We start from the raw sequence: 15,901 nt of genomic DNA, 5'->3' as shown, positions 1-15,901 counted from the left end.
TTAAGGCTGGTTTCCCATAGACCCTCGGCCCGCCCCGTCAAGCCCTTCCCGGCTCAACCCACAATCAGCGAAATCGGGGCTTGCGCGCTCACCACGCCGCGCGGGAGGGCGGGCAGCGTATCGCCATCCGCCTGGGTGGAAATGCGCCCATTTGGAGCAGAAAATTCCACATGGCTGCCGGCCAGCACGCGCACCCCCGGGCAGCGCGGCAGCAGCCCCAGCGGCAGCGCCGCCCCGGAGAGCAAAGCCGGCAACGTGCCGGGCTTCTCGAACAGCACCACCTGGAAGCCAGGCTGCCCCGGCTGCGCCAGCGGCGCCAGCAGATAGGGCCCGCCATAAAGCCGCCCCTTGCTGACCACGACGCTGGCGGCCTGGTGCGTCACCCCGTCCACGCTGAGCTGCACCGGCGGGAAATCATAGGCCACGGATTCCCAGACCGACTGCCAGACATACGCCCCCTTGCCGATGGCGCGCTTGAGCAGCGGCCGCACACCCTTCACCACCGCGCCATCGAAGCCCAGCCCCAGCATCTGCACGAACACATGCCCCTGCCCCGGCAGCTGCGCCACACCCGGCCAGAGCGGCTTGCAGCGCTTATAGGCCAGCGTGTTGGCGATGCCGCGCGGATGGGTGGAGAGCCCATATTCCTTCGCCAGCACATTGGCGGTGCCGAGCGGAATGATGCCCAGCGCCGTATCGGTGCCGATCAACCCGTTGGCGACTTCGGCGATGGTGCCATCCCCGCCGGCGGCGACGACCATGAACGCCCCCTCCCGCGCCGCCTGGCGGGCCAGATCGGTCGCATGGCCGGCATGCTGGGTCTCCGCGACCTCGATCTTCACCCCATTCTCAACCAGCAGATCCAGCACCCGCCATAGCGCCGTTGCCCGCCTGCGGCCCGCTACCGGATTGAAAATAACCAACATCAGGCCCGCTCCGGGATCGTTTCGCAAAAGCTCTGGGATAACCAAAAACAGTGACACGAGAATGTCACGCGCATGACATGAACGTGACAGTACGATTTGCAAAAAACCATGCTCTCGTCATGGAAACTTCACTGTCTCCGGCGCCGTGTCACAGACTATTGCAACCGCCATGAACGCATCCAGCCCGATCCGTCCGACGCAGACGGCCTATCGCAGCGTCTTCATCTCCGACGTGCATATGGGCACGCGCGGCTGCCGGGCGGAGTTCCTGGCGGATTTCCTCAAGCAGACATCTTGCGAAAACCTGTTCCTGGTCGGTGACATCATCGATGGCTGGCGGCTCAAGCGCAGCTGGTTCTGGGACAAGCATCATGACGAGGTGCTGCGGCTGATCCTGAAAGCCGCGCGCTCCGGCACCAACGTGGTGTATGTGCCCGGCAATCACGATGAGATGCTGCGCAAATATATCAGCCTCAATATCGAGATCTGCGGCGTGAAGCTGCAGATGGAAGCCGAGCACACCACCGCTGACGGCAGGAAGCTCTTGATCACCCATGGCGACAGTTTCGACAGCGTGGTCCGCCACGCCAAGCTGCTCGCCCTGCTGGGCGACTGGGCCTACACCACGGCGCTGGTGGTCAACCGCTATTTCAACATGGTCCGCACCCGCTTCGGCTATCCGTACTGGTCGCTCTCCGCCTGGCTGAAACTGCAGGTGAAGGAAGCGGTGAAGGCGATCGACCGGTTCGAGACGGCGCTGGCGGACGACGCCAAATCCCGTGGCTTCGATGGCGTGGTCTGTGGCCATATCCACCATGCCGAGATGCGCCAGGTGAATGGCGTGATGTATCTGAATGATGGCGACTGGGTGGAAAGCTGCACCGCCCTGGTCGAGCATTTCGATGGACGGCTGGAGCTGGTGGACTGGGTGGCGCGCAACAAGCTCTCCATGCTCGCCCGCCCCGCGCCGAAGCTCAGCGTTGCCCCGGCGGCGGCGCTGCAGGCGGTTGTCGCCGAATTCACCGCCCCGCAGAGCGAGCCCCCGGCGACGCATGTTGTATCAGCCAGCACCTGAAGCCGGGCTCGCTTATCCGGGCCTGAACAAGATCATGATCATCTCCGACGCCTGGGAACCCCAGGTGAACGGGGTGGTCCGCACGCTGCGCACCATCACCGCCGAGATGCGGGCGATGGGCAAGACCGTGGACATCGTCGGGCCGGACCGCTTCCGCACCATGCCGATGCCCTCCTATCCCGAGATCAAGCTGGCCTTGTTTCCGGGCCGGAAGCTGGCGCGGATTATCGAGGCGTTCCAGCCCGATGCGCTGCATGTCGCCACCGAAGGCCCGCTGGGCATGGCGGCGCGGGCTTACGCGAAAACGCGCGGGCTGCATTTCACCACCGCCTTTCACACCCGCTTTGCCGAATATCTCGAAGCCCGCACCCGCATTCCCGCGGCTTTGACCTATCGCTGGCTGCTTCATTTCCACAAGCCCGGCTCCGGCGTGATGGTGGCGACCCAGTCGCTGCGTGAGGAGCTCGCAGGCCGCGGCTTCAAGAATCTCCGCCCCTGGTCGCGCGGCGTGGATCTGGAGGCGTTCCATCCGGCGCCGCGAGAGGATTGGGATCTGCCACGGCCGATCTTCGCCTATGTCGGCCGGGTGGCGGTGGAGAAAAACCTGAAAGCGTTTTTGTCGCTGGATCTGCCTGGATCGAAGCTGATCGTGGGGGACGGCCCGCAGCGCAAGGCGCTGCAAGCGGAGTTCCCGGACGTGCATTTCGCAGGTGCCCGCCATGGCGCTGCGTTGGCGCAGGCCTATGCCGGGGCGGATGTGTTCGTGTTTCCGTCCAAGACCGACACGTTCGGGCTGGTGGTTCTCGAAGCCCTGGCCTCGGGTCTTGCCGTTGCCGCCTATCCGGTGACCGGGCCGAAGGATATTCTCGGCGAGGCGCCGGTGCCCGTCGGCGCGCTGGATGAGGATTTACGCAAGGCCTGCCTGAAGGCTTTGGAAATCGACCGGACGAATTGCCGGCCTTATGCGGAGCGGTTCTCGTGGCGGGCTTGCGCGGAGCGGTTCATGGATAATCTGGTGCCGATGCGCGAGACCGCGCAGTAAGTCGTGGGGACTTTTTGAAAAAAGTCCCCACACCCCGAAAAACTTTTGCAAATAAAAAAGGCCCCTTGCGGGGCCTTTTCTTTTAGATCGCCAGCAGCAGGCGGCGGGGATCTTCGATGCTTTCCTTCACGCGCACCAGGAAGGACACCGCCTCGCGGCCATCGACAATCCGGTGATCGTAAGACAGCGCCAGATACATCATCGGGCGGATCTCGATCTTGCCGTCGACCACGACCGGACGGTCCTGGATCTTGTGCATGCCCAGAATGCCGGACTGCGGCGGGTTGAGGATCGGGGTGCTCATCAGCGAGCCATAGACGCCGCCATTGGTGATCGAGAAAGACCCGCCGGAAAGCTGGTCCAGCTTCAGCGTGCCGTCCTTCGCACTCTTGGCGAAACCCGCGATCTCGGCTTCGATCTCGGAGATGCTCTTGGTCTCCGCATCGCGGATCACCGGCACCACCAGCCCATTGGCGCCGCCAACGGCGATGCCCATATTGACGAAGTTCTTATAGACGATCTCGTCACCGTCGATCTCGGCATTCACCGCCGGGAACTCGGCCAGCGCCGCGCACACCGCCTTCACGAAGAAGCCGTTGAAGCCCAGGCGGATGCCCTTGTGCTTCTTCTCGAACACGTCGCGGTAGGACGAACGCAGCGCCATCACCGCGCTCATATCCACCTCGTTGAAGGTGGTGAGCATGGCGGCGGTGTTCTGCGCTTCCTTCAGCCGGTTGGCGATGGTCTTGCGCAGGCGGGTCATCTTCACCCGCTCCTCGCGTACATCATTGGCGCGCGGGGCTTTCGGCGCGGCGGCCGCCGGGGCAGCGGCCGGCTTGTTCAGGAACTCCTGCACATCGCCCTTGGAGACGCGGCCGCCCTTGGCGGTGCCGGCGATGTCGGCGGTGTTCACGCCCTTCTCGGCGGCCAGCTTGGCGGCGGCGGGCAGCGCGCCCACGCCGGGGCGGGCCACCGGGCCCGGGGCTTCCTGGGCGGCATTCACGCCGGTCTTGGGGGCAGCGGCGTCGGCCGGCTCCTTCTTCGGCGCCGGGGCGGCGGCGCCCTTGGCGTCGATCATGCCCAGCACGTCGCCCGGGGCAACCTCGGCGCCCTCATCGGCGGCGATCTCGGCGATTACACCGGCTTCCGGGGCGTTCACCTCAACAGTGACCTTGTCCGTCTCCAGCTCAACAATGGGCTCGTCCGCGGCAACGGCCTCGCCAACCTTCTTGATCCAGCGGGCGATGGTGGCTGTGGCAACACTTTCGCCCAGCGTGGGAACCTTGATCTCGGCCGACATGGAAACTCCTGCTCTCTTTTGTCGTAAACGGGAATTGGATCATTCAGCCTGATCCAATTTTTATGGAACGAGCAAATTCATGCGCCCGCCCCGGCGTAATCCGCCAGGGCAGGCGCCTCATGCTCTAAACGCTCAGCGCCTCGTTGACCAGGGCGGCCTGCTCGGCGGCGAAGGCCTTGGCGAGGCCAGCGGCCGGGGAGGCCATGGCGCGGCGGCCGACATAGCGCGGACGCCGGGCGGCATTGCCCAGGCATTCCAGCACCGTCTCGATCCGGCGATCCACGAAGAACCAGGCGCCGTTATTCTCCGGCTCTTCCTGGCACCAGACCACTTCCGCGTTCTTATAACCCTCGATCGCCGCCTTCAGCGCCTTGGCCGGGAACGGGTAGAACTGTTCCAGCCGGACGATGGCGACATCCTTGATGCCGCGCTCGCGCCGCTCGGCCAGCAGGTCGTAATAGACCTTGCCGGAGCAGAGCACGACGCGCTTCACCTGCTCGGGCGCCACCAGCTCGTCGGTCTCCGGCAGCACGAACTTGAAGCCGGTGCCCTCGGCGAAATCCGCCAGCGGCGAGACGCAGAGCTTGTGACGCAGCAGGGATTTCGGCGTCATCAGGATCAGCGGCTTGCGGTAGTTGCGCTTCATCTGCCGGCGCAGCGCATGGTAGTAATTCGCCGGGGTCGAGATATTGCCGACGATGATATTGTTCTCGGCGCAAAGCTGCAGATAGCGCTCCAGACGGGCGGAGCTATGCTCCGGCCCCTGGCCTTCCTGGCCGTGGGGGAGCAGCATCACCAGCCCGGACATGCGCAGCCACTTGGTCTCGCCGGCGGCGATGAACTGGTCGATGATCACCTGCGCGCCATTGGCGAAATCGCCGAACTGCGCTTCCCACAGCACCAGGGTCGAGGGGTCGGCCACGGTGTAGCCATACTCGAAGCCCAGCACGCCAACCTCGGAGAGCAGCGAGTTGAAGATCTCGATGCGCGCCTGGCCCTCGGCGATGTTGTTCAGCGGCACATATTCGTTCTGGTTGACCTGATCGACCAGCACGGCATGGCGCTGGGAGAAGGTGCCGCGCTGCACATCCTCACCGGAGAGGCGCACACGGTGCCCATCCAGCTGCAGCGTGCCGAAGGCCAGCGCCTCGCCGGTTGCCCAGTCCAGCCCTTCGCCGCTCTCGAACATCTGCTTTTTGGCGTCGAGCTGACGCAGGATCTTCGGGTTCAGCTCGAAGCCCTGCGGCGGGGTGTAGAGCGCCTTGCCCACTTCCTGCAGCTGCGCCAGCGGCGCGGCGGTCACGCCATCCTGCTGCTCGGCATCATCCCCGGCCTGTTTCAGCCCGGCCCAATGGCCTTCCAGCCAGTCCGCCTTGTTGACCTTGTAATCCTTGGCCCCTTCGAAGGCGGCTTCCAGCTCCTGGCCATACTCATCCATGATCGCCTTGGCCTCGGCCTCGGAGACAGAGCCCTCCTTGGCCAGACGCTCGGCATACAGCGCCCGGGTGGTCTTCAGCGCCTTGATCGCCTTGTACATGATCGGCTGGGTGAAGGCCGGCTCATCATTCTCGTTATGGCCATGGCGGCGATAGCAGACCAGGTCGATGACCACGTCGGTCGCGAACTCGCAGCGGAACTCGGCGGCGATCTGCGCGGCATAGACCACGGCTTCCGGGTTGTCGCCATTCACATGCAGGATCGGCGCCTGCACGGACTTGGCGACGTCGGTGCAATACATGCCGGAGAAGGCATGCGCCGGGACGGTGGTGAAGCCGATCTGGTTATTGACCACCAGATGCACCGAACCGCCGGTGCGGTAGCCGATCAGCTGGCTCATCGCCAGGGTCTCATACACCAGCCCCTGGCCGGCGAAGGCGGCATCGCCATGCATCTGGATCGCCATGGCGGATTTGCGGCTGGTATCGCCCATCATGTCCATGCGCGCGCGGATCTTGCCGACCACCACCGGGTCCACCGCTTCAAGATGCGAGGGGTTCGGCTGCAGGGACAGATGCACCTGGTTGCCGTTGATCACCACGTCGGTCGAGGTGCCGAGATGGTATTTCACGTCGCCGGAGCCCTGCACATCGTCCGGCTTGAAGGAGTTGCCGCCGAACTCGGAGAACAGCGCCACCAGCGGCTTCTTGACGATATTGACCAGCGTGTTGAGGCGGCCGCGATGCGGCATGCCGATGGCGATCTCGCGCACGCCCTTGCCGGCGGCGGCCTCGATGATCGCGTGCAGGGCGGGGATGGTGCTCTCACCGCCCTCGAGCCCGAAACGCTTGGTGCCGACGAAGCGCTTCTGGCAGAAGGTCTCGAAGCTATCAGCCTCGGTCAGCTGCTTCAGGATCTTCGCCTTGCCCTTCTTGTCATAAGCGGAGAGCCAGGGCGCGCCTTCGATCTTGCGCTGGATCCAGCTCTTCTGGGCCGGGTCCTGGATATGCATGAATTCCACGCCGATCTCGCCGCAATAGCTGGCGCGCAGCGCCGCCATCACCTCTTTCAGCGTCGCCGTCTCGAAGCCGAGCACGCCATCCAGGAAGATCGGGCGCTCGAAATCGGCGGCTTCGGTGAAGCCGTAGGAGGCGGGGTCGAGCTCGGAATGATAGGCTTTCGGCTTCAGCCCCAGCGGATCGAGCTTGGATTCCAGATGCCCGCGGACGCGATAGGCGCGGATCAGCATCAAGGCGCGGATGGAATCCAGCGTCGCGGCGCGGGTCTCGGCCGGGTTGCCGGCGGGGGCCTTGTTGGTCTTCGGCGCGGCATCGCTGCTCACCGTCTCGAAGACGGAGGGGCGCGGCGCCCAGGAGGCGCCGGAGGCGTCGGTGAGGATGGCCCGGGTGTCATCGTCCAGCGCGGCGAACAAGGCCGCGAAATCGGGATCGACAGAATTGGGCGTTTCCACCCATTTCGCATAAAGCTGCGCAATGAACTGGGCATTGGCGCCATTCATCGCGGTCGCAATCACGTCCACACCGGCCATAAACCTATCCTCTCCTAAAACGCGTCCAGCCGCGGCCTGTTTGTCGCTTTACCGCCGGAGGCAATCTCTGCAGTACCGTCCTCGCCGGGCGTATAAGGCACTGGCGTTATCGTGCCGTTACCCTGAACAATGGGTCTGGGTTGCCAAATCCGCATGGTTGCCGCGGCTTTGCCCCCGCCCAGGCACGGGGATGAAAAAAACCCCATGGCGTGACCGCCATGGGGCAAGGAAATCAGGCCTTCAGGGCCTTCAGCATCGTGCTGCCCAGCGATGCCGGGCTGTCCGCGACGAAGATACCCGCTTCCTTCATGGCAGCGATCTTCGCCTGGGCGGTGTCCTTGCCGCCGGAGATCACGGCACCGGCATGGCCCATGCGGCGGCCCGGAGGGGCGGTGGCACCGGCGATGAAACCGACAACCGGCTTCTTGATCTTGTGCTTGGCCAGGAATTCCGCGCCGTCGATCTCGGAGGGGCCGCCGATCTCGCCGATCATGATGATCGCCTGGGTCTCATCGTCATGCAGGAACATGTCCAGCACCTCGATGAAGTCGGTGCCCTTCACCGGGTCACCGCCAATGCCGACACAGGTGGACTGGCCGAGGCCGGCCGCCGTGGTCTGCGCCACCGCCTCATAGGTCAGCGTGCCGGAGCGCGAGACGATGCCGATGGAGCCGCGCTTGTGGATATGGCCCGGCATGATGCCGATTTTGCACTCATCCGGGGTGATCACGCCGGGGCAGTTCGGGCCGACCAGGCGGGATTTGGAACCGGACAAAGCGCGCTTCACCTTGACCATGTCCAGCACCGGGATGCCCTCGGTGATGCAGACGATCAGCTCGACGCCGGCATCGATGGCTTCCAGGATGGAATCAGCCGCGAACGGCGGCGGCACATAGATGGCGGAGGCATTGGCGCCGGTCTTGGCCACGGCCTCTTCCACGGTGTTGAACACCGGCAGATCAAGATGGGTCTGGCCGCCCTTGCCGGGGGTGACACCGCCGACAACCTTGGTGCCATAGGCCAAAGCCTGCTCGGAGTGGAAGGTGCCCTGGGCGCCGGTGAAGCCCTGGGTGATGACCTTGGTGTTTTTATTGACGAGAACGGCCATTACGCGGCTTCCTTCACGGCTTTGACAATTTTCTCGGCCGCATCGGCCAGATTGTCGGCGGGGATGATCGGCAGGCCGGACTTGGCCATGATGTCCTTGCCGAGCTGCACATTGGTGCCTTCAAGGCGCACCACCAGCGGCACGGAGAGCGAGACCTCGCGGGCGGCGGCAATGACGCCCTCGGCGATCACGTCGCAGCGCATGATGCCGCCGAAGATATTGACCAGGATGCCTTCCACGTTCGGGTCGGACAAGATGATCTTGAAGGCCGCGGTCACCCGCTCCTTGGTCGCGCCACCGCCGACATCCAGGAAGTTCGCCGGCTCGGCGCCGTAGAGCTTGATGATGTCCATGGTCGCCATGGCCAGGCCCGCACCGTTCACCATGCAGCCGATGGAGCCATCGAGCGCCACATAAGAGAGCGAGTATTTGTTGGCTTCCAGCTCCTTCGGGTCTTCCTCACCCTCGTCGCGCAGCGCCTCGATCTCGGGATGGCGGTAGAGGGAGTTGTCGTCGAAGGTCACTTTCGCGTCGAGCGCGTAGATCTCGCCGGCGCCGGTGACAACCAGCGGGTTGATCTCGATGATCGCGATGTCCAGCGCCACGAAGGCATTGTACATGGCGGTGACGAATTTCGCGAAGGTGCCGACCTGCTTGCCCTCAAGGCCGAGGCCGAAGGCGAGCTTGCGGGCATGGAAGCCGGAAATGCCCGAAGCCGGGTCGATCGGCGCGCGCAGGATCTTCTCCGGGTGATGCTCGGCGACTTCCTCAATCTCCATGCCACCCTCGGTGGAGGCCATGATCACCACTTCGGAGACCGAGCGGTCGATCAGCAGGGAGAGATACAGCTCGCGCTTGATGTCGCAGCCGGATTCCACATAGACGCGGCGGACCAGACGGCCGGCCGGGCCGGTCTGCTTGGTGATCAGCGTGTTGCCGATCATCGCCGCGGCGGCCTCACGGACCTCGTCCAGGCTCTTGGCCAGGCGGACACCGCCCTTGCCGTTCGGGTCGTCCTTGAACTTGCCCGCGCCGCGGCCGCCAGCATGGATCTGCGACTTCACGACGTAAATGGGGCCGGGGAGTTTCTTGGCGGCATCCACCGCTTCCTCGGGCGTCCAGGCGACATAGCCGTCCAGAACCGCGACGCCATAGGCCTTCAGCAGTTCCTTGCCCTGATATTCATGTATGTTCATGTGGAGTTCAGCCTACCTGTCTTAAAAGGTTACAAAGGGGGCGTCCGCGGGGGGTGCTAGCCCACATCCCCCGCCCTGGCAAGCAGCATTGTGCATCGCGAAAGGCCTTCGGCGGGAATTTCATGCCGTTTTGATGCACATTCGTGCCGATGGCCTTGCGCAATGCCCAGCTCATGTCAGATGCGGCAGAGCGAGATAGGTTTCGCTCTGCATCTCCTCGAGCCGCGAGGCGGTTCGCTCGAAGATCGAAGCGCCCTCGCCGGACCGGTAGAGATCGTCCGGATAAGCCGCCGCCGAAGCGTAGAGCTTGCAGCGATGCTCGTAGAGCGCGTCGATGAGGGTGACGAAGCGGCGCGCCTCGTCGAAATTATCGGGCGAAAGCCGGGGAATCCCGTCGATCAGCACGGTATGGTAGTGGGTGGCGATGGCGAGGTAATCGCCTGCCCCCAGCGCCACCTTGCAAAGCGCCTCGAAATCGAACCGCGCCACGCCCTTCGCCGCCAGCGGCACCACCAGGCGGCGGCTCTGGATCACCAGCGTCTCGGATTTGGCGGGCTGGCCCTCGGTGAGATGCGCGAACACCCGGTCGATCGCGGCATCGGCCCGGCTATCGGCCGGCACCACCCAGGCTTTCAGCCCGTGCTCGCGCCCGCGCCGGTAATCCTGGGCCGAGTCCAGAACCAGCACATCCAGGCGCTTCTTCAACAGCTCGATGAAGGGCAGAAACGCGTCCCGCCCCGGTTTGCCCTTATAGAGATCATCCGGCAGCGTGTTGGAGGTGGCCACCACCACCACCTGGCGGGCGAACAAAGCCTCGAACAGCCGGCCCAATATCATCGCATCGACGATGTCATGCACCTGGAATTCATCGAAGCAGAGCAAAGCCGCCTCGCCGGCGATGAGATCGGCCAGGGCCGGCACCGGATCATCCACCTCCGGGTGCTCGCGCTTGATCTTGTGGAAGCTTTTATGCGCCTGCTGCATGAAGTCATGAAAATGGATGCGCTTCTTGCGCGGCACCTGCGCCGCCTCGAAGAACAGATCCATCAGCATGGATTTGCCGCGCCCGACCTCCCCGACGATATAAAGCCCGTTCGGATGGTCCTGCACCTCATCCACCGGCTTGCGCCGCAACATGCGGGAGAACCAACCATTCGGCGGCTGTTTCGGGTTGGGGTCATAGCCGCGCAATTTGGCCCAGAGGCCCTGCAACTGCTCCGCCGCCACCGCCTGCGCGGCATCATGCTTCAACAGCCCGGCGGCGATGCGGGCCCGATACGCCGCCATCACGCCAGACTTGACTTGTGTTAACTCGGCTTGTGTTAACTTGGACATACGGGAGCGCATCTTGCGCCTGTTGATGCGGCGCAGCAACCCGCATGCGCGCATGGCGCCTTGCACGGGGGGCGGGAAGCGCCTACCTAAAAGCGCATTGCCCCACACGAAATGTTAATGGAAATAGCCATGGAAGTCGCGGATTTCAGCGCCTTGAGCGCGGCCCCGGTTGCGGCGGACCCGTTCCCCCATATTCTGCTGGAACGCTTCATCAAGCCCGAGGCGCTGCCCGCCGTGGTCGCGGATCTGCCGGCGATGAAGGCGCGCGGCAGCTTTCCGATTGGCGCGCTAAAGCTGGGCCCGGCGGCGAAGGCCGCGATCGCGGCGCTGGAAGGGCCGCAATTCCGCGCCATCGTGGCGGAGAAATTCGGGCTGGACCTGGCGGACGCGCCGCTGATGACCACGCTGCGCGGCAATTCCGGCGAGCAGGACGGGCGCATCCATACCGACAGCTCGGCCAAGCGTGTCACCATCCTGCTTTATCTGAACCCGGCCTCCGGCGAAGCCTGGGCGCGCCACCAAGGCTGCCTGCGGTTGCTGCGCGACGGCGAGAATCTGGAAAATTACGCCAAGGAAGTGCCGCCGGTGGAGGGCACGCTGCTGGTCTTTCCCAACGGCCCGACCACCTGGCACGGCCATAAGCAGTTCATCGGCCAGCGTTACGTGGTGCAGATGAACTACATGACCACCAGCACCAAAGCCAAGGCGGAGATGCGCCGGCATCATCTCTCCGCCTTCATCAAAAGGCTGACGAAAGCGGCCTAAACGCCCAGCAGCGCCGCCGCTTCCGGACTGACCGGGGCGGCGAACAGCTCCATGGTCGGCCCGAACTGAATAATCCGCCCCCCCGCCAGCAAGGCCAGCGCGTCCGCCTGCACCGCGATGTCATAATCATGCGTCGCCGCCAGCACCGGAATGCCCCAGGATGCGGCGGTCTGTTTCAGCCAGCTTAGCGTCTCATCGCGCGTCTGCCGGTCCAGCCCGGCGGAGGGTTCGTCCAGCAGCAGCAGCGCCGGGCGGTGCGCCAGGGCGCGCGCCAGCGCCACCCGCTTGGCCTGGCCGCCGGAGAGCTGGTCCGGCCGGCGCGCGGCCAGCGCCTCCAGCCCCAGCGCCGCCAGCAGACGCCGCGCCTCCTCCAGCCGTCCCCGGCCTTTCAGCGCGTAGGCGGTGTTTTCCAGCACACTGAGATGCGGAAATAAAAGCGTCTCCTGCGGCAGATACCCCACCGGCCGGCGCTCCGGCGCCAGCCCCGCCCAAGGCGCGCCGGCAGACGGCAGCAGCCCGGCCAAGGCCCGTAGCAGCGAAGTCTTGCCCTCGCCGGAGCGGCCCAGCAGCGCGGTGAAGCCCCGCACCGGAAAGGCCGCATGCAGCGCCACCGGGGCGCTCAGCCGCAGATCGACCGCGATCACGCGGCCCGCGCCCGCAGCGAGAGCCAGAGCGGCACCGGCAGGGTGGCCAGCAGGAACACCGCCACCAGCGGAAACACCGCCTGCAGCCCCAGATCCTGCAGATCCGTCCAGAGCTGCACCGGCATCCCGGCCGGGTAATAGGCGACAATCAGGATGATCCCGAACTCCCCCAAGGCCCGCACCCAGGCCAGCGAGAGTGCCGCCGCCAGCCCCTTGCGCGCCATCGGCAAGGTCACCCGCAGCCGCGCCGCCCACAGCCCATCCCCCAGCGTGCGCGCCAGCCCCTCATACTCCTGCGGCACCTGGGCGATGGCACCGCGCGCCGCGATCACATAGGTGGGCAGCGCCGCATAGATGGTGGCGAGCAGAAAGGCCGCCGGGGTGTTGGTGAGGGTGATGCCGATGGCGGCGAAGGCCCGGCCCAGAGGCGCGGCCGGGCCATAGGTCACCGCAATCAGGATGCCCAGCGCCAGGGTCGGCATCAACATCGGCATCAGCACCACCGCCTCGGCCAGCAGCGCCAGCCGGCCAGGGGCGCGGGCCAGGTAGAAGGCCAGCGGCGTGCCGACCAGCACGATGATGCAAAGCGCCATTGCCCCGCCGAGCAGCGAGGTGGCGATGGAAAACCAGTCCTGACCGCTGAGCGTTACACCTTGCCAGAACGCATCATGGCCGATGAACGCACTCAGCGGCGCCAGCAGAAACGCCAGGATGAACAGCAGAAACCCGGCGCGCAGGAATTTCAGATCGACGCTCCCTTGCCCGGGCCATAGCCATAGCGCTGGAAGATCGCCTGCCCATCCGGCCCGGCCAGGAATTTCACATAATCCGCCGCCGCCTTCGGATTGGTCGAGGCCTTCAGCGCCATCGCATAGAATACCAGCGGGCTGGGATGGATCACTTTATCCTGGCCGTTCTTCTCCTTCAGCGTCAGGCGCGCTGTGTCATAGACGCTCTTGGCCAGGGCCGGGTTGGACAGGTTGACCGCATCCGGCAGCTCGATGAAGGGCAGTTTCTGAGAGACCACGGCGCTCTTATAGCCCAGAGTCGCGTCGATCTGGCCAGCCTCAAGCCGCGCCAGCAGCGAGGGCTCGGCGAAAATCTGCGCCGGATTGAGCATCGGCCCGGCCAGTTTCCGCGCGAAGCCTGGGATTTTGTAATAGGCCTCGGCCAGCTGCAGCGCGAACAGCACATATTGGCCCTGCGGGTCGGCGGTCGGGTCGGTGCGGCCCAGATGGAAATCCGGGTTCAGGACAATCCTGGTCCAATCCGCGCCCTTGGCGGCGGCGAGCTGGCTGGCGAATTTCGAGGCCGGCGAATAGGCCAGAACCATCGAGGTGCTGGCCACCGGCACCGCCTGCGTGGCCATGCCGGCGGTACGCACCATCCTCGCCGGGCCGGCGGAGACCGGCACGAACACGTCCGGTTTCATCGCCCCGCCAGTGATCAGCCGCGCCAGCGCCACCGCCCCCTGGCCAATGCCATGCACCTCCACGCCCGACGAAGCGGTGAAGAAGGGGTTCAGCCCTTTATCCATCAGCTTGCCCATGGAGCCGGCGAAGGCGACGGTGATGGCCTGCGCGGCGAAGGCGCGCTGGGCGGCGGTCAGGGCCAGAGGGGCGGCCAGCAGCAGACGGCGTGAAACGGACATGCGGGACTCCGAAGCGATATGTTCATTTGAACATATCGACTGGAATGCGCCCTGGTCAATTCCGGGGCAGTTTCGCTGTTGCCAAAACCCCGCTAGGGTGCGCGCCAATGCTGACCGATCTGCCCAATATGCTCACAATGTCGCGTATTTTCGCGATCCCGCTGCTGGTGCTGCTTGAGGCGATCGGCGCGCCCTGGGCGGATTTCTGCGCGGCCTTGCTGTTCACCCTGGCCGGGATCACCGATTATCTCGACGGCAAGCTGGCCCGCGAATGGGCGCAGCTCTCGAATTTCGGCCGCATGCTGGACCCGATCGCCGATAAATTGCTGATCGGCGCGACGCTGATGTGCCTGGTCGGCTTCAAGCACATGCCCGGCTTTGGCATCTATCCGGCCATCGTCATCATGCTGCGCGAGATCCTGGTCTCCGGGCTTCGTGAATATTTGGCGGAGATTCGCATCGGCCTGCCGGTGACGAAATTGGCGAAATGGAAAACCGGCGTGCAGATGGTGGCGCTGGGCTTGCTGCTGCTCGGCGATACCGGGTCGCGCTTCATCGGGCTGGGCGCGCTGCACATCGGCGCCATCGGCTTCGTGCTGCTCTGGCTGGCGGCGGCGCTGACGCTGATCACCGGCTGGGACTATCTCACCGCCGGGCTGCGCCACGCCAGCGCCCCGCGCGCCTGACAGGGTTTGGAGGTTCTCTGCGTCTCCGGCTGGTCCGGGTCCGGCAAAACCACGCTGATCGCGGGGCTGATCCCCTGCCTGACGGCCCAGGGGCTGAGCGTCTCCAGCGTCAAGCACGCCCACCATAATGTCACGCTGGACAAGCCGGGCAAGGATAGTTTCGTGCATGCGCAAGCCGGGGCGCGGGAGGTCATCCTCACCACCGAGGCCGGCTTCGCCCTGTTCTCGCGCACCCCGGCCCCGCTTGAGGCGCTGCTGGCGCGGCTGAACCCGGTCGATCTGGTGCTGATCGAAGGCTTCAAGGCCGAGCCTTTGCCGCGCCTGGCGGTCTATCGCCCGGCGCTGGGCAAGCCCGCCCCCTGGCCGGATGCGCATCTGCTGGCCGTCGCCAGCGATGCCGCCCTGCCGGATTCCCCGGTGCCGGTGCTGCCCCTGGACAAACCGGCGCTGATCGCGGATTTCCTGATTGGAGCGCTTGGTCTAAACCGGACAAGCCAACGCTGAAGGAGCACCGTCTTTGCGCACCCCCCTTGCCCTGATGGCGGCGTTTTGCCTCACCGGTTGCGCGGGTGGCGGCACCTTTCTGGAGCACGCCTCCTGGCCCTTCGGCAACCCGAACGCCCCCCCGGTGGTGAGCGAGACCGGCGCGCGCGCCATCGGCAAGCATCCCGCCATCACCCCGCTGGCCACCCAGGCCGGCGATGTCTGGCCCGGCCCGGTGAAACAGATGCCCACACTCAGCGAGGTGGAAGCCAATTCCAACCGGCCGCTGGGCCAGGCTTTCATGCCCTCGCTGCCTTCGCCCTACCCGCCGGGCCAGGGACCGCAGGTGAATGGCGCCGAAGGCGTCACCGCCGGCGGCCCGCTTTATGACCAGCAGGGCGGCCAGCCGATGATCCCCCCCGCCACCCCTGGCGATGCGCGCTAACGCCATGCAGGTGCTGTATTTCGCCTGGCTGCGCGAGCGCATCGGCAAAAGTGCCGAGGAACTGGAACTGCCCCCCGGCATCACCACCCCGGCCGGGCTGATCGCATGGCTGCGCACCCGTGGCCCCGGCTATGAAGCCGCCTTCATCGAGGAGGCGCGGATCCGCTGCGCCATCGACCAGGAATTCCAGCCTCTCGACGCGAAACTCGACGGCGCCAAAGAAATCGCCTTCTTCCCGCCGATGACCGGCGGCTGAGCG

The 15,901-nt window shown here is 65.2% G+C and carries 16 protein-coding genes; 7 read left to right on the top strand and 9 right to left on the bottom strand.

All coding sequences use genetic code 11. The features are described from left to right. Positions 1-53: 53 nt before the first annotated feature. Positions 54-926, bottom strand: coding sequence for a diacylglycerol/lipid kinase family protein (locus T331_RS0104380; protein ID WP_026439162.1), 873 nt, complete (start codon positions 924-926; stop codon positions 54-56). A gap of 169 nt (positions 927-1,095) precedes the next feature. Here T331_RS0104380 and T331_RS0104375 point away from each other — a divergent pair, with 169 nt between their 5' ends. Continuing rightward, positions 1,096-2,001 carry a UDP-2,3-diacylglucosamine diphosphatase gene (locus tag T331_RS0104375; protein ID WP_008495138.1) on the top strand — a complete coding sequence of 302 codons (906 nt, stop codon included), beginning with the start codon at positions 1,096-1,098 and terminating at the stop codon, positions 1,999-2,001. Beyond that, positions 1,979-3,043, top strand: a complete 1,065-nt coding sequence (locus tag T331_RS0104370; RefSeq protein WP_026439161.1) for a glycosyltransferase family 4 protein — start codon at positions 1,979-1,981, stop codon at positions 3,041-3,043. The genes T331_RS0104375 and T331_RS0104370 overlap by 23 nt, the downstream gene beginning before the upstream one ends. 82 nt (positions 3,044-3,125) lie before the next feature. On the opposite strand, the gene odhB is transcribed toward T331_RS0104370, so the two are convergent. The 5 genes from odhB to zapE all read right to left on the bottom strand — a co-directional run bounded on the left by odhB (position 3,126) and on the right by zapE (position 10,920). Then, positions 3,126-4,343 (bottom strand): 2-oxoglutarate dehydrogenase complex dihydrolipoyllysine-residue succinyltransferase, encoded by a 1,218-nt coding sequence (gene odhB / locus T331_RS0104365; protein ID WP_008495136.1) that lies wholly within the window; start codon positions 4,341-4,343, stop codon positions 3,126-3,128. Between the two features lie 124 nt (positions 4,344-4,467). Next, entirely contained in the window at positions 4,468-7,329 is a 2,862-nt protein-coding gene (locus T331_RS0104360) for a 2-oxoglutarate dehydrogenase E1 component (RefSeq protein WP_026439160.1), read from the bottom strand. A gap of 232 nt (positions 7,330-7,561) precedes the next feature. Further along, entirely contained in the window at positions 7,562-8,437 is an 876-nt protein-coding gene (sucD, locus tag T331_RS0104355; protein WP_008495134.1) for a succinate--CoA ligase subunit alpha, read from the bottom strand. Beyond that, entirely contained in the window at positions 8,437-9,633 is a 1,197-nt protein-coding gene (gene sucC, locus T331_RS0104350; RefSeq protein WP_026439159.1) for an ADP-forming succinate--CoA ligase subunit beta, read from the bottom strand. The genes sucD and sucC overlap by 1 nt, the downstream gene beginning before the upstream one ends. Positions 9,634-9,804: 171 nt before the next feature. After that, on the bottom strand, positions 9,805-10,920 hold the full coding sequence (gene zapE / locus T331_RS0104345; RefSeq protein WP_026439158.1) for a cell division protein ZapE: 1,116 nt from the start codon (positions 10,918-10,920) through the stop codon (positions 9,805-9,807). Positions 10,921-11,085: 165 nt separating this feature from the next. Here zapE and T331_RS0104340 point away from each other — a divergent pair, with 165 nt between their 5' ends. Then, a complete protein-coding gene (locus T331_RS0104340; protein ID WP_035179066.1) occupies positions 11,086-11,733 on the top strand; it encodes a 2OG-Fe(II) oxygenase in 648 nt (215 codons plus the stop codon). Here T331_RS0104340 and T331_RS19770 read toward each other — a convergent pair. The 3 genes from T331_RS19770 to T331_RS0104325 form a co-directional block, all read right to left on the bottom strand. Continuing rightward, positions 11,730-12,377: an ATP-binding cassette domain-containing protein gene (locus T331_RS19770; RefSeq protein ID WP_051622112.1), complete on the bottom strand. Its 648-nt coding sequence runs from the start codon at positions 12,375-12,377 to the stop codon at positions 11,730-11,732. The genes T331_RS0104340 and T331_RS19770 overlap by 4 nt on opposite strands. Next, entirely contained in the window at positions 12,374-12,970 is a 597-nt protein-coding gene (locus T331_RS17290) for a molybdate ABC transporter permease subunit (protein ID WP_081822121.1), read from the bottom strand. The genes T331_RS19770 and T331_RS17290 overlap by 4 nt, the downstream gene beginning before the upstream one ends. A gap of 149 nt (positions 12,971-13,119) precedes the next feature. After that, a complete protein-coding gene (locus T331_RS0104325) occupies positions 13,120-14,028 on the bottom strand; it encodes an extracellular solute-binding protein (protein ID WP_026439156.1) in 909 nt (302 codons plus the stop codon). Positions 14,029-14,135: 107 nt separating this feature from the next. On the opposite strand from T331_RS0104325, the gene pgsA reads away from it, so the two are divergent. From pgsA to moaD, 4 genes are read left to right on the top strand one after another with little or no spacing between them, the layout of a single operon-like run. Then, the gene (gene pgsA / locus T331_RS0104320; RefSeq protein WP_026439155.1) at positions 14,136-14,714 is read left to right on the top strand and encodes a CDP-diacylglycerol--glycerol-3-phosphate 3-phosphatidyltransferase; all 579 of its coding nucleotides are present in this window, start codon (positions 14,136-14,138) and stop codon (positions 14,712-14,714) included. Between the two features lie 6 nt (positions 14,715-14,720). Beyond that, positions 14,721-15,218: a molybdopterin-guanine dinucleotide biosynthesis protein B gene (mobB, locus tag T331_RS0104315; protein ID WP_026439154.1), complete on the top strand. Its 498-nt coding sequence runs from the start codon at positions 14,721-14,723 to the stop codon at positions 15,216-15,218. A gap of 13 nt (positions 15,219-15,231) precedes the next feature. Continuing rightward, positions 15,232-15,642: a hypothetical protein gene (locus T331_RS19025; protein ID WP_008495122.1), complete on the top strand. Its 411-nt coding sequence runs from the start codon at positions 15,232-15,234 to the stop codon at positions 15,640-15,642. Beyond that, positions 15,632-15,898, top strand: coding sequence for a molybdopterin converting factor subunit 1 (gene moaD / locus T331_RS0104305; RefSeq protein WP_081822120.1), 267 nt, complete (start codon positions 15,632-15,634; stop codon positions 15,896-15,898). Before T331_RS19025 ends, moaD begins: the two co-directional genes overlap by 11 nt. Positions 15,899-15,901: the final 3 nt, after the last annotated feature.

Origin of the sequence: Acidocella facilis ATCC 35904 (assembly GCF_000687875.1) — a bacterium.
Classification (GTDB): Bacteria; Pseudomonadota; Alphaproteobacteria; order Acetobacterales; family Acetobacteraceae; genus Acidocella; species Acidocella facilis.
Note: the sequence above shows the minus strand (reverse complement) of the source record. Positions and strands in the feature narration are given on the sequence as shown.